Consider the following 19969-nt stretch of genomic DNA (forward strand, 5'->3'; position numbering starts at 1 on the left):
GCAGCCTCCGTCAGCGTCCCCGAGCGTCGCAACACCCCGAAGAACACAGCACGAAACTCCCGCGAATACGCTGCCTGGCGACCCACCACAACCACCCCAATCGCTCAAGGTGTTGCGACCACCGAATGAACCCAAGCTGTCGTACGACAGCGCGCTTGTCGTTCGGAGTCGCCCGGTCGCACCACCCACCGGACGGGAGGCTCGGCGCACGTCCGGCACCGAGCCTCCCGTCCGGCCGTGGCCGCGACCAGAGCACGTGGCCGCACCACGAACTCGTCGCGCCCGCAACAGTTGCGCGCGTGGTGCGACGACAACGCGGACGTCGTACGACAGCGGCGCTGTCGTTCCGAGTCGGGCTCCGATCGGTGCACAAGTGCGCGCGAGCCAGCCGGCACAAATCAGCCGACAGCGTGCGTCACACGGTGGCGTCCCCGGTGACGGCGAGGTCGCGGACCACGCCGGGCAGCGCCTCGACCAGCGCCGTCATCGTGAACGGCCCGCCCCCGGACGCACGCCGCGCCGCGGTGCCGTGCACGACGGCCGCGGCGGCCGCGAGGTGCGCGAGCTCCTCAGGACCGACCTCGCCCCGACCTGCCCGACCGGCGACGAGCGCACCGAGCACTCCGCCGAGGACGTCTCCGGCGCCCGCGGCGGCGAGCCACGGCGTGGCGGACGACGCCACGAGCCGCACCGAGCCGTCCGGCGTGACGACGTGCGTGTCGGCCCCCTTGAGGAGCACGACGCTGCCGGTCCGCTCGGCCGCGCGGAGTGCCGACCCCCGCGGGTCACCTTCGACGGCGTCCCGGGACACCTGCAGCAGCGCAGCGAGCTCCCCGGCGTGCGGGGTCAGCACGGCGAGCGCGCCGAGGTCGACGAGCGGGATGGCCCCGGCGTCGACGACGACCGGCACGCCGTCGTCGGACGCGTGCCGGAACGCGTCGGCGGTGGTCTCGTCGAGGTCCTCGAGAGAGCCCGCGGAGATGCCGGACCCGACGAGCCACGCTTGGACGCGCCCGACGCCGGACACGACCTCGGGGCGGCGGGCGAGCACGGAGTCCGTCGCACGGGACGGCCCCACGTACCGGACCATGCCGACCCCGGTGTGCACGGCGGCGTCGACACCCATGACCGCGGCACCGGGGTAGGCGGCGGACCCGGTCGCGACGCCGAGGACCCCCCGCCGGTACTTCGTCGTGTCGCCGGTCGGGACCGTGATCCACGAGGCGGCATCGGACGGGGAGACGGGCACGAAGTCGTTCACCACCACCACGTTACGGTGGAGCGCATGAGCCTGTTCCTGCCTGGTCGTGTCGTCGTCTTCGACTACGGCGAGGTGATCAGCCGGACACCACACGCGGCCAGGGACGCACTGCTCGCGGCGACGGGGTTGTCCGCAGACGAGCTCTTCCCCGTGTACCAGGAGCTCCGTCACGAGCTCGACCGCGGCGACCTCTCGGTGCTCGACTACTGGCGCGCCATCGCTGCACGCACCGGTCGGACCTGGTCGGTCAGCGAGGTCCACCGCTTCTGGGCCCTCGACTTCACCGGCTGGTTCGAGGTCGACCCCGACGTGCTCGACCTCGTCGAGGAGCTGCACGACGCCGGGACCCGCATCGCCCTGCTGTCGAACGCCGGGTTCGACTTCGGTGACCCCTACCGCCGCTCACCGATGGCGTCGATGTTCGAGACCGTCGTGGTCAGCGCCGAGGAGCACGTGCTGAAGCCCGACCCGTCCATCTACCGCACCACGTGCGACCGGCTGGGAATCACCCCGGCGCAGATGGTGTTCGTGGACAACAGGGCCGAGAACGCCACCGGTGCGGAAGCGATCGGGGCGGTCGGCCACCACTACACCTCACCGGCCGGGCTGCGGAGCTTCCTCGAGCGCCTGTCGGAGACCGAAGGAGCAACCGCGTGACGCACGCCCTGTTCGAACCGATCACCATCCGCGACCTGACGGTCCGCAACCGCATCTGGGTCTCCCCGATGTGCCAGTACTCGGTCGAACAGCAGGACGGTGTCCCGACGCCGTGGCACCTCGTGCACCTCGGCGGGTTCGCCAAGGGCGGCGCGGGCGCGGTCGTCGTCGAGGCCACCGGCGTCGTGCCGGAGGGCCGGATCAGCCCGCAGGACCTCGGCCTCTGGAACGACGAGCAGCGCGACGCGTTCCGGCCGATCGTCGACTTCATCCACTCGCAGGGCGCCGCCGCCGGCGTGCAGCTCGCGCACGCCGGTCGCAAGGCCTCGACGTACCGCAGCTGGTCGCCGACGCAGGGCACCGTGCCGGCCTCGGACGGTGGATGGACCGCCGTGGCACCGTCGGCCGTCGCGTTCCCCGGCTACGACGTCCCGCGCGAGCTCGGAGCCGAGGACATCCGTCTGGTCGCGCTCGGCTTCGCCGCAGCGGCCCGTCGTGCGATCCAGGCGGGCTTCGACCTCGTCGAGATCCACGCCGCACACGGGTACCTGCTCCACGAGTTCCTCTCGCCGCTGAGCAACCACCGCACCGACGACTTCGGCGGGTCGCTCGAGAACCGCGCACGTGCCCTGCTCGACGTCGTCGACGCCGTCCGCGCCGAGGTCGGGGACGGCTTCCCCGTCGTCGTGCGGTTCTCGGCGACGGACTGGACCGACGGCGGGCTGACGCTCGACGAGGTCGTCCAGGTGGCGAGCTGGGCGGCGGAGCACGGTGCCGACCTCGCCGACGTCTCGACCGGCGGCAACGTCGCGAGCGCGCCGATCCCCGTCGGCCCCGGCTACCAGGTGCCGTTCGCGGCCGCCGTCAAGCAGGGCGCCGGCATCGGGACGATCGCCGTCGGGATGATCTCGGACGCGTTCCAGGCGGAGCAGATCGTCGCGACCGGCCAGGCCGACGTCGTGATGATCGGGCGCGAGTTCCTCCGCGACCCGTCGTTCGCGCTGCGGGCAGCCCGCGAGCTCGGTGTGCAGGTCGACTACGAGCCGCAGCAGTACCACCGAGCAACCGTCACGAAGTAGGGCGGATTCTCGGAAAGGCCGCCCGGCGCGGCACTACGATTGCAGACACTGTGGACGATCCTCCGAATAGCTCTTCGCCCCATCACTCATCCGGCGCTCACTCGGTGAGCTGCCCTGACTCGTCGTGTGCCCGCACCGCTTCCCCGCGGGGGTGGACCCGATGAGCGTCGTCGACATCGTCATGCTGATCGGCGGCATCCTGCTGACGCTCGGCACCGGCGTGTTCGTGGCGTCCGAGTTCGCGCTCGTGAACCTCGACCGCGCCGACGTCGAGGCACGCCGTGACCGCGGCGAGGCCGGCCTGGCGCCCGTCATCGGCGCACTCAAGGTCACCTCGACACACCTGTCGAGCGCGCAGCTCGGCATCACGCTCACCACGCTGCTGACCGGCTACCTGCTCGAGCCCTCGATCGCCAAGCTCCTCGAGGCCCCATTCCTCGCGATGAACCTGCCGGAGGGCATCGTCGAGACGGTCGGGTCGATCGTGGCGCTCGTCATCGCGACCCTGCTGTCAATGATCCTCGGCGAGCTCGTGCCGAAGAACTTCGCGCTCGCGCTGCCCCTGCAGACCGCGAAGCTCGTGGTCCCGCTGCAGATCGCCTTCTCGACCGTGTTCAAGCCCGCCGTCGCCGTGTTGAACGGCACCGCCAACGCCGTGCTCCGCGCGATGGGCATCGAGCCGCAGGAGGAGCTCTCCGGTGCGCGAAGCGCCGAGGAACTCACCTCGCTGCTCCGCCGGTCCGCGTCGGAGGGCTCGCTCGAACAGGACACCGCGACGCTCCTGCAGCGCACGCTGTCGTTCTCCGAGCTCGACGCCAGCGACGTGATGACCCCGCGGCCCCGCCTGTCGACGATCCGCGTGTCCGAGTCGGCCGAGGACGTCATCGCGCTCGCACGTCGCACCGGCTTCAGCCGCTTCCCCGTCATCGAGGAGGACGCGGACGACGTCGTGGGCATCGTGCACGTCAAGCAGGCCGTCGCCGTCCCGCGCGAGAAGCGCGCGGAGGTCCCGGTCGGTGCGCTCATGACCGACGCCGAACGTGTTCCCGAGACGATGCCGGGCGACACCCTCCTCACCGAGGTCCGGGGTCGCGGCTACCAAATGGTGATCGTCGTCGACGAGTACGGCGGCACAGCTGGGGTCGTCACGCTCGAGGACCTCATCGAGGAGATCGTCGGCGAGGTCTCCGACGAGCACGACCGGGCACGCATCGACGTGGTCCGGTCCCGCAACTGGCTGACGTTCCCCGGGCTCCTCCGCCCGGACGAGCTCGAGGACCGCGCCGGGGTCAAGGTCCCCGAGGACGGCCCGTACGAGACCGTCGGCGGGTTCATCATGGCGACGCTCGGCCGGTTGCCGGTCGTCGGCGACGAGGTCCCGCTCGAGGACGGCGTGTTCCGCGTCGAACGCCTCGACGGACGCCGGATCGACCGGATCCGCTGGACCCCGACCCCGACCGACACCCCGCCCGGCGGCGTCACCATCCCGAACACGCCCACGAAGCACAAGCAGAAGGAGGCCACCCGATGAGTTCCGACTGGTGGGGCATCTTCTGGCTCGTCGTGCTGCTGCTCGGCAACGCCTACTTCGTCGCGGCGGAGTTCGCCGTCATCTCCGCCCGCCGCTCCCAGATCGAGCCCCGCGCCGAAGAGGGCTCCCGCGCCGCACAGATGACGCTGTGGGCGATGGAGCACGCCACCCGCATGCTCGCGACCACGCAGCTCGGCATCACGGTGTGCTCGCTGCTCATCCTCAACGTCTCCGAGCCGGCGATCCACCACCTGCTCGAGGTCCCGCTGCACCTCACCGGGTGGAGCGTCGAGGTCATCGGCATCGTCGCGTTCGTGTTCACCCTGCTGCTGGTCTCGTTCCTGCACGTGGTGTTCGGCGAGATGGTCCCGAAGAACATCTCGTTCTCGATGCCCGACCGTGCCGCGCTGCTCCTCGTGCCGACGCTCTGGTACATCGGGCACGGCCTGCACTGGGTCGTCGTCGGCCTCAACGAGGTCGCGAACGCCGTGCTCAGGCTGTTCAAGGTCGAGCCGAAGGACGAGGCCGTCAGCGCCTACACCGTCGAGGAAGTGCAGACGATCGTGGAGCAGTCCCGTCGCGAGGGCACCCTGTCCGACGACGGCGGCACGCTCAAGATGGCGTTCGAGTTCACCGAGAAGAAGGTCAGGGACATCGCGGTGCCGATGTCCGAGCTCGTCACCCTGCCCGAGGACGCCACCCCCGGCGACGTCGAGCGTGCGGTCGCGCAGCGGGGCTTCTCCCGCTACGTGCTGATCGGTGAGACGGGCGAGCCGACCGGCTACGTGCACGTCAAGGACGTCATCGACCTGCGTCCGGACGAGTTCGACGACCCGGTGCCGCCGAAGCGCATCCGGCAGCTCATCTCGCTCTGGACCGAGATGGACCTCGAGGACGCACTCGCGACGATGCGCGCAGCCGGACGTCACGTGGCGCGCGCGTTCGACGCGGACGGCCGGACGACGGGCGTGCTCTTCCTCGAGGACATCCTCGAGGAGCTCGTGGGCACCGTCGAGGACGCGACGAGACGCCGCTAGCCGCGCGTTCCGCCCGCGAAAGCGACAGGTTCAGGCGGGCATTCCGCACCGAACTGTCGCTTTCGTGGCAGAGACGGGCGCACGGACGGACGGGAGGCACGGTGCCAGCTGGCACCGTGCCTCCCGTCCGTCCGTGGCCGCTACCAGCTGACGGGAAGCGGCTTGCCCTCTTCGTACCCGGCGGCGGACTGGATGCCGACGAGCGCGCGGTCGGAGAACTCGGCCAGGCTCGTCGCACCGGCGTACGTGGCGGAGCTGCGGACACCGGTCGTGATCATGTCGAGCAGGTCTTCCACGCTCGGCCGCTCCGGGTCGAGGTAGATCGTCGACGACGAGATGCCCTCGGCGAAGAGCGCCTTGCGCGCACGCTCGTACGGGTCGAGCCGTTCGAAGCGCTCGCGCACCGCCTTCGCTGACGCCATCCCCCAGCTCTCCTTGTACGCGGCGCCCTTCGCGTCGCGACGGAGGACACCAGGGGCTTCGAGCGTGCCCGCGAACCACGAGCCGATCATGACGGCGCTCGCGCCCGCGGCCAGTGCGAGTGCGACGTCGCGCGGGTACCGCACGCCACCGTCCGCCCACACGTGCGCGCCGAGGGACCGGGCGGCCGCCGCGGTCTCGAGCACGGCGGAGAACTGCGGTCGACCCACCGCGGTCATCATGCGGGTGGTGCACATCGCGCCGGGGCCGACACCGACCTTGATGATCGACGCTCCGGCTTCGACGAGGTGGTGGACGGCGTCGGCGGTGACGACGTTGCCCGCGACGAGCGGGATGCCGAGGTCGAGCGCCGCGACGGTGCGGAGCGCGCGGAGCATGCCGTCCTGGTGGCCGTGCGCGGTGTCGAGCACGAGGACGTCCACTCCGGCCGCGGCGAGGGCCTGGGCCTTGGCGGCGACGTCGCCGTTGATGCCGATGGCGGCCGCGACGCGGAGTCGGCCGGACGCGTCGACCGCCGGACGGTAGATGCTCGACCGGATCGCGCTCGTCGGGCTGGTCGTACCGACGACGCGGCCGTGCCGGGTCACCGGTGCGAAGTCGGCGTCGGCGGCGGTGAGGACGTCGTAGACGTGGCGCGGCGTACCCGCGTCCTCGGCGTCGATGCCGGTGGACGCGCCGTGGAGCAGGTCGCGCAGCGTGGCGTCGGGGCCGGCGGTGCCGAGACGGGTGGCCGGCACGCACCCGAGGTACTCCCCCTCGCCGTCACGCACCACCACACCGCGACCGGCGACCGGCAGGAGCTGTTCGAGGGTCTCGGCGACGGTGGTGTCGGCGCCCATCTCGATCGCGGTGTCGAAGTCCACCGGCTGTTCCTTCACCCAGCGGATCGCGGCGTCGAGGTCCTGCAGGTGCATGTCCTGCGGCAGCACCCCGAGGCCACCCCGACGCGCCAGGGTCGCCGCGAGTCGCGGGCCCGTGACCGAGTTCATGTTCGCGCTGACGATCGGGATCGTGGCGCCGCTGCCGTCGTTCGCGGAGAGGTCCACGTCGAAGCGGCTGGTCACCGCGGAACGGCTCGGGACCAGGAAGACGTCGGAGTAGGTCAGATCGTGCGTCGGCCGAGTCTCGTAGAACCTCATGCCGCCCACTGTACGGCTCGGCGACATGCCTCGGTCTGACACGGAACGGACATGTGGAAACGGCTACGCTTGACCCCTGTGTGGAGCAGGGTTGCCCCGCACGACACACACGAGCATCAATCGACGGAGAGTGGGCGATCGGCTGTGTCGAGCCATCTGACCGGAACTGACGAGACCGCGGGCGAATTCGGCGCGAACGAGTGGTTGGTGGACGAGCTGTACGAACAGTTCCTCGCCGACAAGGAGTCGGTCGACAAGTCGTGGTGGCCGGTCCTCGAGAGCTACCACCAGACCTCCGGCAAGGGCGCGGGCACGGCACCAGCAGGATCCGCTTCCGCATCGCCTGCGCCCGCAGCTCCTGCGCCCGCAGCTCCTGCGCCCGCAGCTCTTGGGGCCGAGGCGAAGGGCGGGCAGATCCAGGCGAAGACCACGTCGAAGCAGCCCTCGCCCCAGCCGATCCCGGCCGAGGCGAACGACGAGGCCGACGACCACGACGAGACCCACGAGGACGTGGCCACCCCGCTCCGTGGCATGGCGAAGACCCTCGCGTCGAACATGGACGCATCACTCACGGTCCCGACCGCGACGAGCGTCCGCACGATCCCGGCGAAGCTGATGATCGACAACCGCATCGTCGTCAACAACCACCTGCGCCGTGCCCGCGGCGGCAAGATCTCCTTCACCCACCTGATCGGCTGGGCGATGGTCCAGGCGCTCAAGGACTTCCCGAGCCAGAACGTCTTCTACGAGGAGCGCGACGGCAAGCCGTTCGTCGTGCAGCCCGCGCACGTCAACCTCGGCATCGCGATCGACGTCCCGAAGAAGGACGGCACCCGTTCCCTGCTCGTCCCGAGCATCAAGCGCGCCGAGACCCTGACGTTCGGGCAGTTCCTCTCCGCCTACGAGGACCTCGTCAAGCGGGCCCGCGACAACAAGCTCACGCCGACGGACTTCCAGGGCACGACGATCTCCCTGACGAACCCGGGTGGCATCGGCACGGTGCACTCGGTCCCCCGCCTGACGAAGGGCCAGGGCGCGATCATCGGCGCCGGTGCGCTCGAGTACCCGGCGCAGTTCCAGGGCTCGTCGCCGAAGACGCTCGTCGAGCTCGGCGTCGGCAAGACCATCACGCTCACCAGCACGTACGACCACCGCGTCATCCAGGGCGCCGGGTCCGGCGAGTACCTCAAGAAGGTGCACGAGCGGCTGATCGGCCAGCACGACTTCTACGAGGGCATCTTCTCGGCGCTCCGCATCCCGTACAAGCCGATCCAGTGGGCGAACGACATCAACGTCGACCTCGCGCACCGCGTCGGCAAGACGGCCCGCGTGCAGGAGCTCATCAACAGCTTCCGGGTCCGCGGACACCTGATGGCCGACGTCGACCCGCTCGAGTACCGACAGCGCACACACCCGGACCTCGAGATCGAGAGCCACGGACTGACGTTCTGGGACCTGGACCGCGAGTTCGTCACCGGTGGGCTCGCCGGCACCACGAGTGCTCCGCTCCGGGACATCCTCGGGGTCCTCCGGGACGCGTACTGCCGCACCGTGGGCATCGAGTACATGCACATCCAGGACCCGGAACAGCGCCGCTGGGTGCAGTCCCGCATCGAGGTGCCGTACTCGAAGCCGTCGAAGGACGAGCAGCTGCGCGTCCTCGGCAAGCTCAACGAGGCCGAGGCGTTCGAGACCTTCCTGCAGACGAAGTACGTCGGCCAGAAGCGCTTCTCGCTCGAGGGCGGCGAGTCCACGATCGCGTTCCTCGACACCCTGATCCAGGGCGCCGCGGCAGCCGGACTCGACGAGGTCGCGATCGGCATGGCCCACCGCGGTCGACTCAACGTGCTGACCAACATCGCCGGCAAGACCTACGGCCAGATCTTCCGCGAGTTCGAGGGCACCACGCTCCCCGGTGCCGTGCAGGGCCAGGGCTCCGGCGACGTGAAGTACCACGTCGGCACCGAAGGCGTGTTCAAGGCATCGGACGGCACGTCGATCCCGATCACGATCGCGGCCAACCCGTCCCACCTCGAGGCGGTCGACGGTGTCCTCGAGGGCATCGTCCGTGCCAAGCAGGACCGGAAGCCCGCCGGCGAGTTCGGCGTGCTCCCCGTGCTCGTGCACGGCGACGCCGCGATGGCCGGACAGGGTGTCGTCGTCGAGACGCTCCAGATGTCCCAGCTCCGCGGGTACCGCACCGGCGGCACGGTCCACCTGGTCATCAACAACCAGGTCGGGTTCACCACCCCGCCGGAGTCGGCACGCAGCTCGGTGTACTCCACCGACGTCGCGAAGACGATCCAGGCGCCGATCTTCCACGTCAACGGCGACGACCCCGAGGCCGTCGCACGCGTCGCCGACCTGGCGTTCGCGTACCGCGAGGAGTTCCACCGCGACGTCGTGATCGACCTGGTCTGCTACCGTCGGCGCGGGCACAACGAGGGCGACGACCCCTCGATGACGCAGCCGCTCATGTACAACCTCATCGAGGCGAAGCGCTCCGTCCGCACCCTCTTCACCGAGGCCCTCGTCGGCCGCGGCGACATCACGCAAGAGGAGTACGACGAGGCCCACCGCGACTTCCAGGACCGCCTGGAGCGCGCGTTCGCGGAGACGCACGAAGCACAGACCGGCACCATCCCGGTGATCACCGTCGACGACGACGGCGCCGTGCAGGGACTCGAGCGGCCGACCGCGCAGCGCGACGACTCCGAGAACGACGTCCACGAGACCGCGATCTCGAAGGAACTCGTCGAGCTCATCGGCGACGCACACGGCAACCCGCCCGCCGGGTTCTCCATCCACCCGAAGCTGCAGGCCCTGCTGTCGAAGCGCACCGACATGACCCGCAAGGGCGGCGTCGACTGGGCGATGGCGGAGCTCATGGCGATTGGGTCGCTCCTGACCGAGGGCAAGCCGGTCCGGCTCGCCGGGCAGGACGCCCGTCGTGGCACGTTCGTGCAGCGCCAGGCGGTGTTCCACGACCGGGTGAACGGCCAGGAGTGGCTGCCGCTGTCGAACCTCACCGAGGACCAGGCGCGCTTCTACATCTACGACTCCCTGCTCAGTGAGTACGCGGCGATGGGGTTCGAGTACGGCTACTCGGTGGAACGCCCGGAGGCGCTCGTGCTCTGGGAGGCGCAGTTCGGCGACTTCGCCAACGGCGCGCAGACGATCATCGACGAGTTCATCTCCTCCGCCGAGCAGAAGTGGGGACAGCGCTCCGGCCTCGTCCTCCTGCTGCCGCACGGCTACGAGGGCCAGGGACCCGACCACTCGTCCGCCCGCATCGAGCGCTACCTGCAGCTGTGCGCCGAGGACAACATGGTGGTCGCACGGCCGTCGACCCCGGCGTCGTACTTCCACCTGCTGCGTCGCCAGGCGTGGGAGCGCCCGCAGAAGCCGCTCGTCGTGTTCAGCCCGAAGGCGATGCTCCGGCTCCGACAGGCGACGAGCCCAGTCGAGGCGTTCACGAACGGCACCTTCGACGAGGTCATCGACGACGCCACGATCACCGACAAGGGTGCCGTGCGCCGTGTCGTGCTGCACTCCGGCAAGGTCCACCACGACCTTCGCGCGGAGGCCGAGAAGCGCGGGATCACCGACGTCGCCCTGGTGCGGCTCGAGCAGCTCGCCCCGCTCCCCCTCGAACGGATCCTCGCGGTGCTCGCGAGCTACCCGAACGCCGACGTCGTCTGGGCACAGGAAGAGCCCGAGAACCAGGGCGCCTGGCCGTTCGTGTGCATGAACCTCTCGCCGCACCTCGACGGCCGTCCGCTCTCGGTCGCGGCCCGTGCCGCGAGCGCCGCACCGGCGACGGGCTCTTCGAAGCGCTCCGCGCAAGAGGCGACCGAGGTCATCACGAAGGCGCTCGGCTAGCCACCGAACCCCGAAACGGGCACAGCACCGCGGGATCCCGCGGTGCTGTGTCCGTTTCGGGGTTCCAAGCCGCGTCCGGCACGCGCGCCCTGCCCCCGGCCCGCCTACACGATCCGTGTGTACCGCACCCCGGCCTCGTGGTACCCGCGCTTCTGGTAGAACCGGTGGGCGCTGTCGGTGGCGGCAGCACTGACGGCGGAGAGCCGCCGTGCGCCCTGCTCACGCGCCCACGTCTCGAAGGTGCTGATGAGCGCCGAACCGGTGCCGAGCCTCCTGGCTGACGGGTCGACCACCAGCAGGAGCAGCTGCGCCGTCGGCTCGTCCGAGGCGTACGCCCACGTGACCTGCGCACCGGCGACGGCGACGGCTCGGCCGTCGTCGTCACGCACCAGCCACGTGCGGTGGCCGGCTTCCGGGGTGAGCCGTGCGAGCCGCGATCGCATCGCGGGTTCGTCGACGGTGTGACCGAGCAGACGGACGAGGGCGGTGACGTCAGCGACGTCCGCGTCGGACCAGGTGGTCATCGACTCGACGGAGAGGGTCATGCACGCGACCCTACCTGCCAGGTCCATCGCGTTTCGTCACACCTGGCATATCGGTCGATATTGATATATCCTGTTGGCATATCACCACCGGGGTGATTGCCTCAGGACAGGATCGACAATGCACATCTCTGCACGCCACAGCCGCACCGCCGCCTGGATCACGCTCCCCCTCGCGGTGGTCGCGAGCGCAGCCGTCATCGCGACCGCGTCGTACGCTGCGTTCTCCGACACCACCGACAACGCGGGCAACGCCTGGCGCACGGGCGGCGTCTCCCTCACCGACGACCTCCAGGGCGAAGCGCTCTTCGACGCCGGCGACCTGGTCCCCGGGTCGACCGGGATGAATTGCATCACCGTCACCGCCACCACGACGAACCCGACGACCGTGCAGCTCTACACCGCTGACCAGGCCGACGACGATGCTCTCGCGCAGTACGTCGGTATGACCATCGAACGCGGTTCGCTCGCGACCGCTGGCGACTGCGCCACGTTCACCGCCGAGTCGACGGTGCACGACGGCAGCCTCGGTGACCTGCTCACCAAGACCTCCTTCGGTACCGGCGTCGGCGACTGGGCACCATCGGTCGGCGAGTCGGCGACGACCTACCGGTTCTCGTACGACCTCGCGGACGATGCGCCGAACACGACGCAGAACTCCGAAGCCGGCACCACGTTCGTGTGGGAGGCCCAGACCGCCTAGTCCTGGCCGGGAACCAGCCAACGAGCCGCGAGAACAGCGAACCACGAGGGAGGAGCAGCCGATGACATCACCCATCCGACCGCGCACCGGATGGTGCGTGGGCGATCTGTCACGACTGCTCGTCGCCACCACGGCTCGGACGGCGCTCTGGACCATCCTGCTCCTCGCGGGGTGGGCAGCGCTCCCCGGAGCGTTCGGGTGGGCCGTGACGACCGTGGTCTCCGACTCCATGGCGCCCGGCGTCCGCACCGGCGACGTGGTCGCAGCGATGCCAGCACGCGACGACCAGATCACCCAGGGTCGGGTCCTCCTCGTGGAGGACCCGGACCACGACGACCGGCTCCGACTGCACCGACTGGAGCGGATCGAGTCGGACGGTGCGCTCCGTCTCCGCGGTGACGCGAACGCGGCGGCGGACCGGTCGACGGTGCACTCGGATGCCGTGCGCGGGATCGGCGTGCTGCGGTTCCCCGGGGTCGGCCTGCCCACCGTGTGGATCCGCGAGGGGGCGTGGTCGAGCCTCCTGATCGCGGTCGCCGCGATCGCCGTGCTCGTCGCGGCAAGCGGCGCCGACCGTCCCGCCCGGACAGGGTCGCCGTGCCCGCGTTGCGGCACGCCGCGCTGGGACCTTGCCACCGCCGCGATCGCACCGGGCACGACCCGTCCAGCTCCGTCCGACACGTGGACGCTTCCCTTGGTGGCGGCCGTCACACTCGCGACGATCGCGCTGACCGTGACCGCGGACGCTGCGTTCAGCGGGTCCACGACGACCGCGTCGTCGCTCCGCAGCCCGTCGTTCTCCTGCTTCCACGGCCCGACGTCGACAGCGGACCTGGCGTGGGACTTCTCCGAGAAGGAGGGTCGCACCGTCAGCGACTCGAGTGGTCACGGTCGGGGAGGGTCGCTCGTCGGCGCCGGTGGGGCGAGGATCGACGGCAGCTGCGCCGACAACCCCTTCGCGCGCTTCGGTGTCGGAGGCGACGCCGAGGCATGGGCCATCGCCGACAACGCGGAACCAGCACCGCAGGAGTTCACGATCGAGGCGTGGTTCCGTACCGAGCGCGCCGACGGTGGACGCATCTTCGGGTTCACGTCGGACCGGGCGGCCGCCTCGACCTACCGCGACCGACACCTCTACGTCGACAAGAACGGCACCGTGCGCTTCGGCGTGCAGGGCTCGAACGGGTTCGCGTTCACCGTCGCGTCCAGTACCACCGTCGTCGACGGCCAGTGGCACCACGCCGTCGGCACGTTCCGGTCGCGCTCGATGACCCTCTGGGTCGACGGTGTCCGCCAGGGCTCACGCGCGGACGCGGTCACACTCCGACAGTACGACGGCTACTGGCGCGCGGCTCGTGGCACGCTCTCAGGCTGGCCCGAGACGGGTTCGTACGCCTTCACGGGCGACATCGACTCCGCCCGGGTCCACTCGACGGTGCTCGACGACGCGGCCATCGCCCAGCGGTTCGCCGCCGGCCGGTGACCGGTGTAGGTCAGTGTGTCGCCTGCTCCACCCGGATGCGCGCGAGGATCTCGCTCCGGAGCTGCTCCGGTGCGGACTCCTTGCAGGCACGACGGACCGTCTCCATAAGCACGACGTTGACGCGGTGCTCGGTGGTGCAGTCCTCGCAGCCGTCCATGTGCTCGCGGATGTCCGCCGCGTCCTCGCGGCAGAGCTCGTCGTGCAGGAACTCCTCGAGCTCCGCCTTGGCCTTCGAGCAGTCGCAGCCGCTCATCGCGCTTCCTTCCGTCCGTCGCGACCGGTGGTCGCAGCAACCTTCCGGCCCCGCCCGCGCATCGTCGCCGTCGACGCTGCGTCCGGGACGATGCCGGTCTCACGTGCGTGGTCCGCCAGGAGCCCACGGAGGAGCCGGCGACCACGGTGGAGACGGCTCATGACCGTCCCCACGGGGGTCTTCATGATGTCGGCGATCTCCTGGTAGGAGAACCCCTCGACATCGGCGAAGTAGACGGCCATCCGGAAGTCCTCCGGGATGGCCTGCAGCGCGTCCTTCACGGCGGAGGACGGCAGGTGGTCGATCGCGTCCGCCTCGGCGGAACGTGCGGAAATGGACTGGGTGACGCTCTCCGCGCCGCCGAGCTGCCAGTCCTCGAGCTCGTCGATCGTGCCCTGGTACGGGTTCCGCTGGTTCTTGCGGTAGGTGTTGATGAACGTGTTCGTGAGGATCCGGTACAGCCAGGCCTTGAGGTTCGTGCCCTGCTTGAACTGCCGAAACGCGGCGAACGCCTTGACGAAGGTCTCCTGCACCAGGTCGGACGCGTCGGCGGGATTGCGCGTCATGCGCATCGCGGCACCGTAGAGCTGGTCCATGAAGGGCAGCGCCTGGTCCTCGAACAGGGTGCGGAGCTCGGCGTCCGAGGCGGTGGTCGCGTCGACGACGTCCTCTTCTGCCTGCACAGCGTCGAGCTGCGCCTCGGTCTCCTCGACCAGGTCGTGCGGTGCTGCCTGTGGCTCGTCGGTCGTCATCGCGGGCCAGTCTAGAGCGAGCGCGGTGACCGCGGTGGGCAGGTGCTGCCGCGCGGGTGCGAGTGCTGTCGCCAAGGGTCCTCCCGATCGTTTCAGTAGTCTTGTGAACCGATGGCAGAGACGACGCATTCCCACGCCGCCGCAGGCAGCGGGCGCGAGGCCGCGCCCTGGATCGCCCCCGTGGCAGCCGGTCCGCTCCACGGCGACGTCGCACTGCCCGGTTCGAAGTCGTTGACGAACCGCGAGCTGGTCCTCGCCGCTCTCGCCGACGGCCCGTCCACCATCCACCTCCCCCTGCACTCGCGCGACTCCGCCCTGATGGTGGCGGGGCTCCGGCAGCTCGGCGTCGGCATCGAGGAGGTCGAACCCGACGGCGCACCGAACCCGTACGGCCCCGACCTCCGGATCACGCCGGCGCCGATGACCGGCGGCGTCCGCGTCGACTGCGGGCTCGCCGGCACCGTGATGCGCTTCCTGCCCCCGCTCGCCGCTCTCGCCACCGGGCAGGTCACGATCGACGGCGACCCCTACGCACGCAAGCGCCCGATGCACGCGATCATCAGCGCGCTCGTCGACCTCGGTGTGGACGTCGCCGACGACGGCGACGGCGCGATGCCCTTCACGTTCACCGGCACCGGATCGGTCCGGGGCGGCACGCTCACCATCGACGCGAGTGCCTCGTCCCAGTTCGTGTCGGGACTCCTCCTCTCCGCGCCCCGGTTCGACGAGGGGCTGCACCTGAAGCACGAGGGCGAGCGACTCCCGAGCCTCCCCCACATCGAGATGACCGTCGAGGCGCTCCGAGCACGCGGCGTCCGGGTGGACGAGCCCGCGGTCGGCGAGTGGATCGTGCACCCCGGACCGATCGCCGCGCGCGACGTCACCATCGAGCCCGACCTCTCGAATGCGGCACCCTTCGCGGTCGCGGCACTCGTCGCGGGCGGGACCGTCCGGATCCGGACGTGGCCGACGGAGACGACGCAGGTCGGCGCCGATCTCGAGACGCTCCTGCCCCTGTGGGGCGCGACCGTGGCCCGGGACGGTGACGACCTGGTGTTCGACGGCGGCGTCGGGGTGCTGGGCGGAGCCTCCCTCCCGGGTCTGGAACTCGACCTGACCCGCGGTGGCGAGCTCGCCCCTGCGCTCGTCGCGCTCGCTGCGCTCGCGGACGGTCCCACGACGATCACCGGCATCGGCCATCTGCGCGGACACGAGACCGACCGGCTCGCCGCGCTCGCCGCCGACGTGAACCGGACGGGAGGCTCGGTGCACGAACTCGACGACGGCCTGCGGATCGAGCCGGCCCGGCTCCACGGCGCGGCGTGGGCCGCGTACGAGGACCACCGGATGGCGACGGCCGGCGCGGTGATCGGCCTCGTGACGGAGGGCGTCGCGGTGGACGACATCGGGTCGACCGCGAAGACGCTGCCGCAGTTCCCGGCGCTGTGGGCGGCGCTCGTGGCGACGGCTTCTTCTCCGGGTTCGTCGACTTCTCTGGGGGCGTGACGCGATGAGCTGGTGGGACGACGTCGACGGTGACGCGGACGAGGACGAGCCGTACGGCCAGTACGACGAGTCGAGCGTCCGGGTCCGCCCGAACCCGAAGGGCAACCGACCCCGCACGAAGACCCGCCCGACGTACGACGACGCGCCGCAGGGCTGGGTGACGAACGTCGACCGCGGTCGGTTCGGCGTGCTCGTCGACGGGGAGCTCATCACCGCCACGAAGGCGCGCGAGCTCGGCAAGAAGTCCGTCGTCACCGGCGACACGGTGTTCCTGACCGGTGACGTCTCCGGCGCCGAGGGTTCGCTCGCCAGGATCGTCCGGGTCGCCGAGCGCACGACACTGCTCCGGCGGAGTGCGGACGACAGCGACGAGGTCGAGCGCGTGGTCGTGGCGAACGCGACGCAGATGCTCATCGTCGTCGCGGCCGCCGACCCCGAGCCCCGGACCCGGCTCATCGACCGGTACCTCGTCGCCGCGTTCGACGCCGGACTCGACCCGATCCTCTGCATCACGAAGACCGACCTCGCCGATCCGGCTCCGTTCCTCGCGCACTTCGTGTGCCTGGACATCCGGATCGTCACGAGCCGCCAGGACGACTTCCCGCTCGAGGCCCTGCACGAACTCCTCGACGGCGAGGTGACCGTGACCGTCGGGCACTCGGGCGTCGGGAAGTCCACGCTCGTGAACGCCCTGACCGGGTCCACGCGGGCAACCGGTGTCGTGAACGCCGTGACCGGGCGTGGGCGCCACACGTCGTCGTCGTCCATCGCGCTCCGGGTCGAGGACGGCGGGTGGATCATCGACACGCCTGGCGTCCGGTCGTTCGGGCTCGGGCACGTCGACCCCGCGAACGTGTTCCGGGCGTTCGCCTCGCACGCGATCCCCGTCGCCCCGTCCGAGTCCGGGCTGGAGGACACCGGCATCCCGCTCGACCAGGCGCACGACTGGGAGATCGTCGACCGGGTGAACGCCGGCGAGCTCGGGCCGACGGGCATCGAGCGGTTGAACTCCTTCCGCGCGCTCCTGACCGGCATGGGCGCCGCGGACCCCGGCACGGAGTAGCGCTGTTCCGGTGAGATCGCAGTTCGTGTCGGAACGGGCTCAGGCGATCCGACACGAAGTGCGATCTCAGCGCAGTCCGATCCGCTCCCGGTCGACAAGCGGGCAACGAAGTTGTACAGTTGCCACTCGTGTCTGAAGTTGCAAAGTACAACTTTGCGCCGACCCGCGTCGACGCTCCCGCCTCATCCGACCGCGCCGACGACGCCGCGTCCGCACACCGGGGCCACGCCGCTCCCCGGCCCCCACACCGTGCGCCCAACGTCCTCCGCCCCGCCGGCCTCGGCAAGACGCTCCTGACCTTCGCGACGCACATCCTCGTGCCGCTGTTCCTCGCGGCCGGCATGGGCCTGGCGTACCTCGGCGCCTTCCACGCCCCCGCACCGAAGGACCTCCCCGTCGGCATCGTCGGCCAGGGAGCGACCGCGCAGGTGTTCGCGCAGTCCGTGACGGACCAGTCCGACGGCGCCCTCGTGGCACACGTCGTCGCCAGCGACGCCTCGGCGAAGCAGCAGGTCCGGGACCGCGAGCTCGCAGCGGTCTTCGCCCCGACGGCGACCGACGCATCGCTCTACGTCTCCACGGCGGCGAGCGAGACCACAGCCACCGCGGCGCAGAAGATCTTCATGCCGATCGCGTACGAGCAGCACCTGCCGTTCCACGTCGTCGACGTCGTCCCCTCGGGGGACCAGGACAGCACCGGCCAGGGCCTCTTCTTCCTGCTCGTCGCCCTGAGCGTCGGCGGCTACGCGTCGGCGATCGCGGTCGCGGCGTTCGCCACGAGGCTCCGCACGGTGTGGACCGCGGTGATCGGGCTCGCCACCGCCGGCGTCGTCGCGGGCATCGGGATCGTCATCGCCGGGCCGATCTACGGGGTCATCACCACGCACCAGTGGCAGATCTTCCTGTTCGCGTGGATGTACGACGCGATCATCATCGGGCTCGGGATCGGCCTGCACCCGATCCTCGGACGCTGGACCACCCCGGTGCTCACGATGCTCTTCGTGATGCTGAACTTCACATCCTCCGGCGGGATCTTCCAGCCGGCGTTCCAGCCCGGGTTCTTCGCAGCGCTCAACTCGTTCTGGTCCGGCGCCGCGTGGCTCCAGGCGGCCCAGGACCTGCAGTACTTCCCCGGCGCCTCGCTCGGCCGGAGTTCCCTCGTGCTGACGCTGTGGCTGGTCGGCGCCGTACTCCTCTGCGTCGTCGTGCACGGTCTCGTCGCCCGCCGCACCCGCATCGCCCGCGAGCGCGAGGTGTCCCGCCTCGAGGAGGAAGAGGTCGTCGCGGCCTGACCCCCGCTACGCTCGATCCCGTGGACCTCAGCGCCGACCTGGACTTCGCCCGTTCCCTCGCCGACACCGCCGACGCGATCAGCCTCGAACGGTTCCGAGCGGCCGACCTCCACGTGACGAAGAAGGCCGACAGCACCCACGTCACCGACGCCGACCAGGCGGTCGAGCGGGCCCTGCGGGAGCGGATCGCGGCCGAGCGCCCGGACGACTCGTTCCTCGGTGAGGAGACCACAGCGGACTCCGGCGCCGAGGCCACGAGCGAAGGCCACCGGCAGTGGGTCGTCGACCCGATCGACGGCACCGCGAACTACCTCCGCGGCGTCCCGGTCTGGGCGACGCTCATCTCGCTCGCGGTGGACGGTCGCCCGGTCCTCGGCGTCGTCAGTGCCCCTGCGCTCGGCAAGCGGTGGTGGGGCGCGCAGGGGCTCGGCGCGCACTCGCTCGACGGCGAGTTGCACGTGTCAGGAGTCGCGGAACTCGGCGACGCGAGCCTCAGCTACAACAGCATCCAGCAGTGGGACGACGACGACCGCCTGCAGCCGCTGATCGACCTGTCCCGGAAGGTGTGGCGCACCCGTGCGTACGGCGACATGTGGTCGTACATGATGGTGGCCGAGGGTGTCCTCGACGTCGCCGGCGAGCCCGACCTGAAGCCGTGGGACATCGCCGCGCTGGTCCCGATCGTCGAAGAGGCCGGCGGCCGCTTCACCTCGCTCGACGGCGATCCCGGTCCCTGGCACGGCAGCGCCCTCGCGACGAACGGCTTCGTCCACGACGAAGTGGTCGAGGTCATCCGCCGGTAAGCGATCGGATCGCCCCCGTTCGGGGGGGCTCCCGGACACGTGACGGGCACCCGTACCCCGAGACGACCAGCTCGGCGACGAGTCGCTCCCGGCAGTCCGGGACTCGTCAGGCGGAACCGATGCAGGTCGTACCCCGATCGCGTACCACAGAGTACGGAGCACGTCCCCCGGACTCGGGGCAGGACCCCCCGTACTGGGGTGATCATCGTTCACATTCGATTGCGCGGACCGGCCAACCAGCGCATCTGCTGGGTTATCTTTGCCCCAGACGACAGGTCAGGTGGCGTCTCGGGATCCCTAGTCCCGAAGCAGATCCGGACCGGTCGTGTTCGTCGAAGACCCTAACCCGAGGGGTGATACAGACGATGACATCATCGTTCCCGAGCAGGATCGAGTGCACCCTCACTCGACCGCATTCCAACCACGATCAGTCCGGCGCGCATCTGATTGCCGCCTCGCGTCCGAGCACCCGTGCGGTCACCCGCCGCACGATCGCCCGGATCTCCGCAGTGACCCAGGGCGCAGCACGCCCGGGCGCACTCCGT

At 70.4% G+C, this 19969-nt stretch carries 16 protein-coding genes; 11 read left to right on the plus strand and 5 right to left on the minus strand.

Annotation, left to right across the window (positions count from 1 at the left end):
• Positions 1-415: 415 nt before the first annotated feature.
• A complete protein-coding gene (locus ACO0E1_RS17075) occupies positions 416-1261 on the minus strand; it encodes an ADP-dependent NAD(P)H-hydrate dehydratase (protein WP_422875260.1) in 846 nt (281 codons plus the stop codon).
• A gap of 24 nt (positions 1262-1285) precedes the next feature.
• Here ACO0E1_RS17075 and ACO0E1_RS17080 point away from each other — a divergent pair, with 24 nt between their 5' ends.
• The 4 genes from ACO0E1_RS17080 (at position 1286) to ACO0E1_RS17095 (ending at position 5565) form a co-directional block, all read left to right on the plus strand.
• A complete protein-coding gene (locus ACO0E1_RS17080) occupies positions 1286-1918 on the plus strand; it encodes an HAD family hydrolase (RefSeq protein ID WP_422875261.1) in 633 nt (210 codons plus the stop codon).
• Positions 1915-2997 (plus strand): NADH:flavin oxidoreductase/NADH oxidase, encoded by a 1083-nt coding sequence (locus tag ACO0E1_RS17085; protein WP_422875262.1) that lies wholly within the window; start codon positions 1915-1917, stop codon positions 2995-2997. Before ACO0E1_RS17080 ends, ACO0E1_RS17085 begins: the two co-directional genes overlap by 4 nt.
• 160 nt (positions 2998-3157) lie before the next feature.
• Positions 3158-4528: a hemolysin family protein gene (locus ACO0E1_RS17090; RefSeq protein WP_422875263.1), complete on the plus strand. Its 1371-nt coding sequence runs from the start codon at positions 3158-3160 to the stop codon at positions 4526-4528.
• Positions 4525-5565 carry a hemolysin family protein gene (locus ACO0E1_RS17095; RefSeq protein WP_281264814.1) on the plus strand — a complete coding sequence of 347 codons (1041 nt, stop codon included), beginning with the start codon at positions 4525-4527 and terminating at the stop codon, positions 5563-5565. Before ACO0E1_RS17090 ends, ACO0E1_RS17095 begins: the two co-directional genes overlap by 4 nt.
• A gap of 140 nt (positions 5566-5705) precedes the next feature.
• Here ACO0E1_RS17095 and guaB1 read toward each other — a convergent pair whose 3' ends face one another.
• Positions 5706-7145 carry a GMP reductase gene (guaB1, locus tag ACO0E1_RS17100; RefSeq protein ID WP_422875264.1) on the minus strand — a complete coding sequence of 480 codons (1440 nt, stop codon included), beginning with the start codon at positions 7143-7145 and terminating at the stop codon, positions 5706-5708.
• Between the two features lie 144 nt (positions 7146-7289).
• Here guaB1 and ACO0E1_RS17105 point away from each other — a divergent pair, with 144 nt between their 5' ends.
• On the plus strand, positions 7290-11027 hold the full coding sequence (locus ACO0E1_RS17105) for a multifunctional oxoglutarate decarboxylase/oxoglutarate dehydrogenase thiamine pyrophosphate-binding subunit/dihydrolipoyllysine-residue succinyltransferase subunit (RefSeq protein WP_422875265.1): 3738 nt from the start codon (positions 7290-7292) through the stop codon (positions 11025-11027).
• Positions 11028-11131: 104 nt separating this feature from the next.
• On the opposite strand, the gene ACO0E1_RS17110 is transcribed toward ACO0E1_RS17105, so the two are convergent.
• A complete protein-coding gene (locus ACO0E1_RS17110; RefSeq protein ID WP_422875266.1) occupies positions 11132-11572 on the minus strand; it encodes a GNAT family N-acetyltransferase in 441 nt (146 codons plus the stop codon).
• Between the two features lie 118 nt (positions 11573-11690).
• Here ACO0E1_RS17110 and ACO0E1_RS17115 point away from each other — a divergent pair, with 118 nt between their 5' ends.
• Positions 11691-12272, plus strand: a complete 582-nt coding sequence (locus ACO0E1_RS17115; RefSeq protein ID WP_422875267.1) for a hypothetical protein — start codon at positions 11691-11693, stop codon at positions 12270-12272.
• 61 nt (positions 12273-12333) lie between these two features.
• Positions 12334-13755, plus strand: coding sequence for a LamG-like jellyroll fold domain-containing protein (locus tag ACO0E1_RS17120; RefSeq protein ID WP_422875268.1), 1422 nt, complete (start codon positions 12334-12336; stop codon positions 13753-13755).
• A 10-nt stretch (positions 13756-13765) separates the two neighbouring features.
• On the opposite strand, the gene ACO0E1_RS17125 is transcribed toward ACO0E1_RS17120, so the two are convergent.
• Both ACO0E1_RS17125 and ACO0E1_RS17130 read right to left on the minus strand, forming a co-directional pair.
• Entirely contained in the window at positions 13766-14008 is a 243-nt protein-coding gene (locus tag ACO0E1_RS17125) for a zf-HC2 domain-containing protein (RefSeq protein ID WP_281264820.1), read from the minus strand.
• Positions 14005-14835 (minus strand): sigma-70 family RNA polymerase sigma factor, encoded by an 831-nt coding sequence (locus ACO0E1_RS17130; RefSeq protein ID WP_422875269.1) that lies wholly within the window; start codon positions 14833-14835, stop codon positions 14005-14007. Before ACO0E1_RS17130 ends, ACO0E1_RS17125 begins: the two co-directional genes overlap by 4 nt.
• Before the next feature lie 36 nt (positions 14836-14871).
• Between ACO0E1_RS17130 and aroA the strand changes: the two genes are divergently transcribed.
• The 4 genes from aroA to ACO0E1_RS17150 all read left to right on the plus strand — a co-directional run bounded on the left by aroA (position 14872) and on the right by ACO0E1_RS17150 (position 19424).
• A complete protein-coding gene (aroA, locus tag ACO0E1_RS17135) occupies positions 14872-16266 on the plus strand; it encodes a 3-phosphoshikimate 1-carboxyvinyltransferase (protein ID WP_422875270.1) in 1395 nt (464 codons plus the stop codon).
• Between the two features lie 4 nt (positions 16267-16270).
• A complete protein-coding gene (rsgA, locus tag ACO0E1_RS17140; protein WP_422875271.1) occupies positions 16271-17329 on the plus strand; it encodes a ribosome small subunit-dependent GTPase A in 1059 nt (352 codons plus the stop codon).
• A 128-nt stretch (positions 17330-17457) separates the two neighbouring features.
• Positions 17458-18621: an ABC-2 transporter permease gene (locus ACO0E1_RS17145; protein WP_422875272.1), complete on the plus strand. Its 1164-nt coding sequence runs from the start codon at positions 17458-17460 to the stop codon at positions 18619-18621.
• A 20-nt stretch (positions 18622-18641) separates the two neighbouring features.
• Positions 18642-19424, plus strand: a complete 783-nt coding sequence (locus tag ACO0E1_RS17150) for an inositol monophosphatase family protein (RefSeq protein ID WP_422875273.1) — start codon at positions 18642-18644, stop codon at positions 19422-19424.
• Positions 19425-19969 lie beyond the last annotated feature (545 nt).

It is taken from the genome of Curtobacterium guangdongense, from assembly GCF_049341845.1.
GTDB lineage: Bacteria > Actinomycetota > Actinomycetes > Actinomycetales > Microbacteriaceae > Curtobacterium > Curtobacterium guangdongense.

Coding starts and splice junctions, on each gene's coding strand:
- ACO0E1_RS17080 (WP_422875261.1), top strand. CDS start 1,286: ATGAGCCTGTTCCTGCCTGGTCGTGTCGTCGTCTTCGACTACGGCGAG.
- ACO0E1_RS17090 (WP_422875263.1), top strand. CDS start 3,158: ATGAGCGTCGTCGACATCGTCATGCTGATCGGCGGCATCCTGCTGACG.
- ACO0E1_RS17095 (WP_281264814.1), top strand. CDS start 4,525: ATGAGTTCCGACTGGTGGGGCATCTTCTGGCTCGTCGTGCTGCTGCTC.
- guaB1 (WP_422875264.1), bottom strand. CDS start 7,145: ATGAGGTTCTACGAGACTCGGCCGACGCACGATCTGACCTACTCCGAC.
- ACO0E1_RS17110 (WP_422875266.1), bottom strand. CDS start 11,572: ATGACCCTCTCCGTCGAGTCGATGACCACCTGGTCCGACGCGGACGTC.
- ACO0E1_RS17115 (WP_422875267.1), top strand. CDS start 11,691: ATGCACATCTCTGCACGCCACAGCCGCACCGCCGCCTGGATCACGCTC.
- ACO0E1_RS17120 (WP_422875268.1), top strand. CDS start 12,334: ATGACATCACCCATCCGACCGCGCACCGGATGGTGCGTGGGCGATCTG.
- ACO0E1_RS17125 (WP_281264820.1), bottom strand. CDS start 14,008: ATGAGCGGCTGCGACTGCTCGAAGGCCAAGGCGGAGCTCGAGGAGTTC.
- aroA (WP_422875270.1), top strand. CDS start 14,872: ATGGCAGAGACGACGCATTCCCACGCCGCCGCAGGCAGCGGGCGCGAG.
- rsgA (WP_422875271.1), top strand. CDS start 16,271: ATGAGCTGGTGGGACGACGTCGACGGTGACGCGGACGAGGACGAGCCG.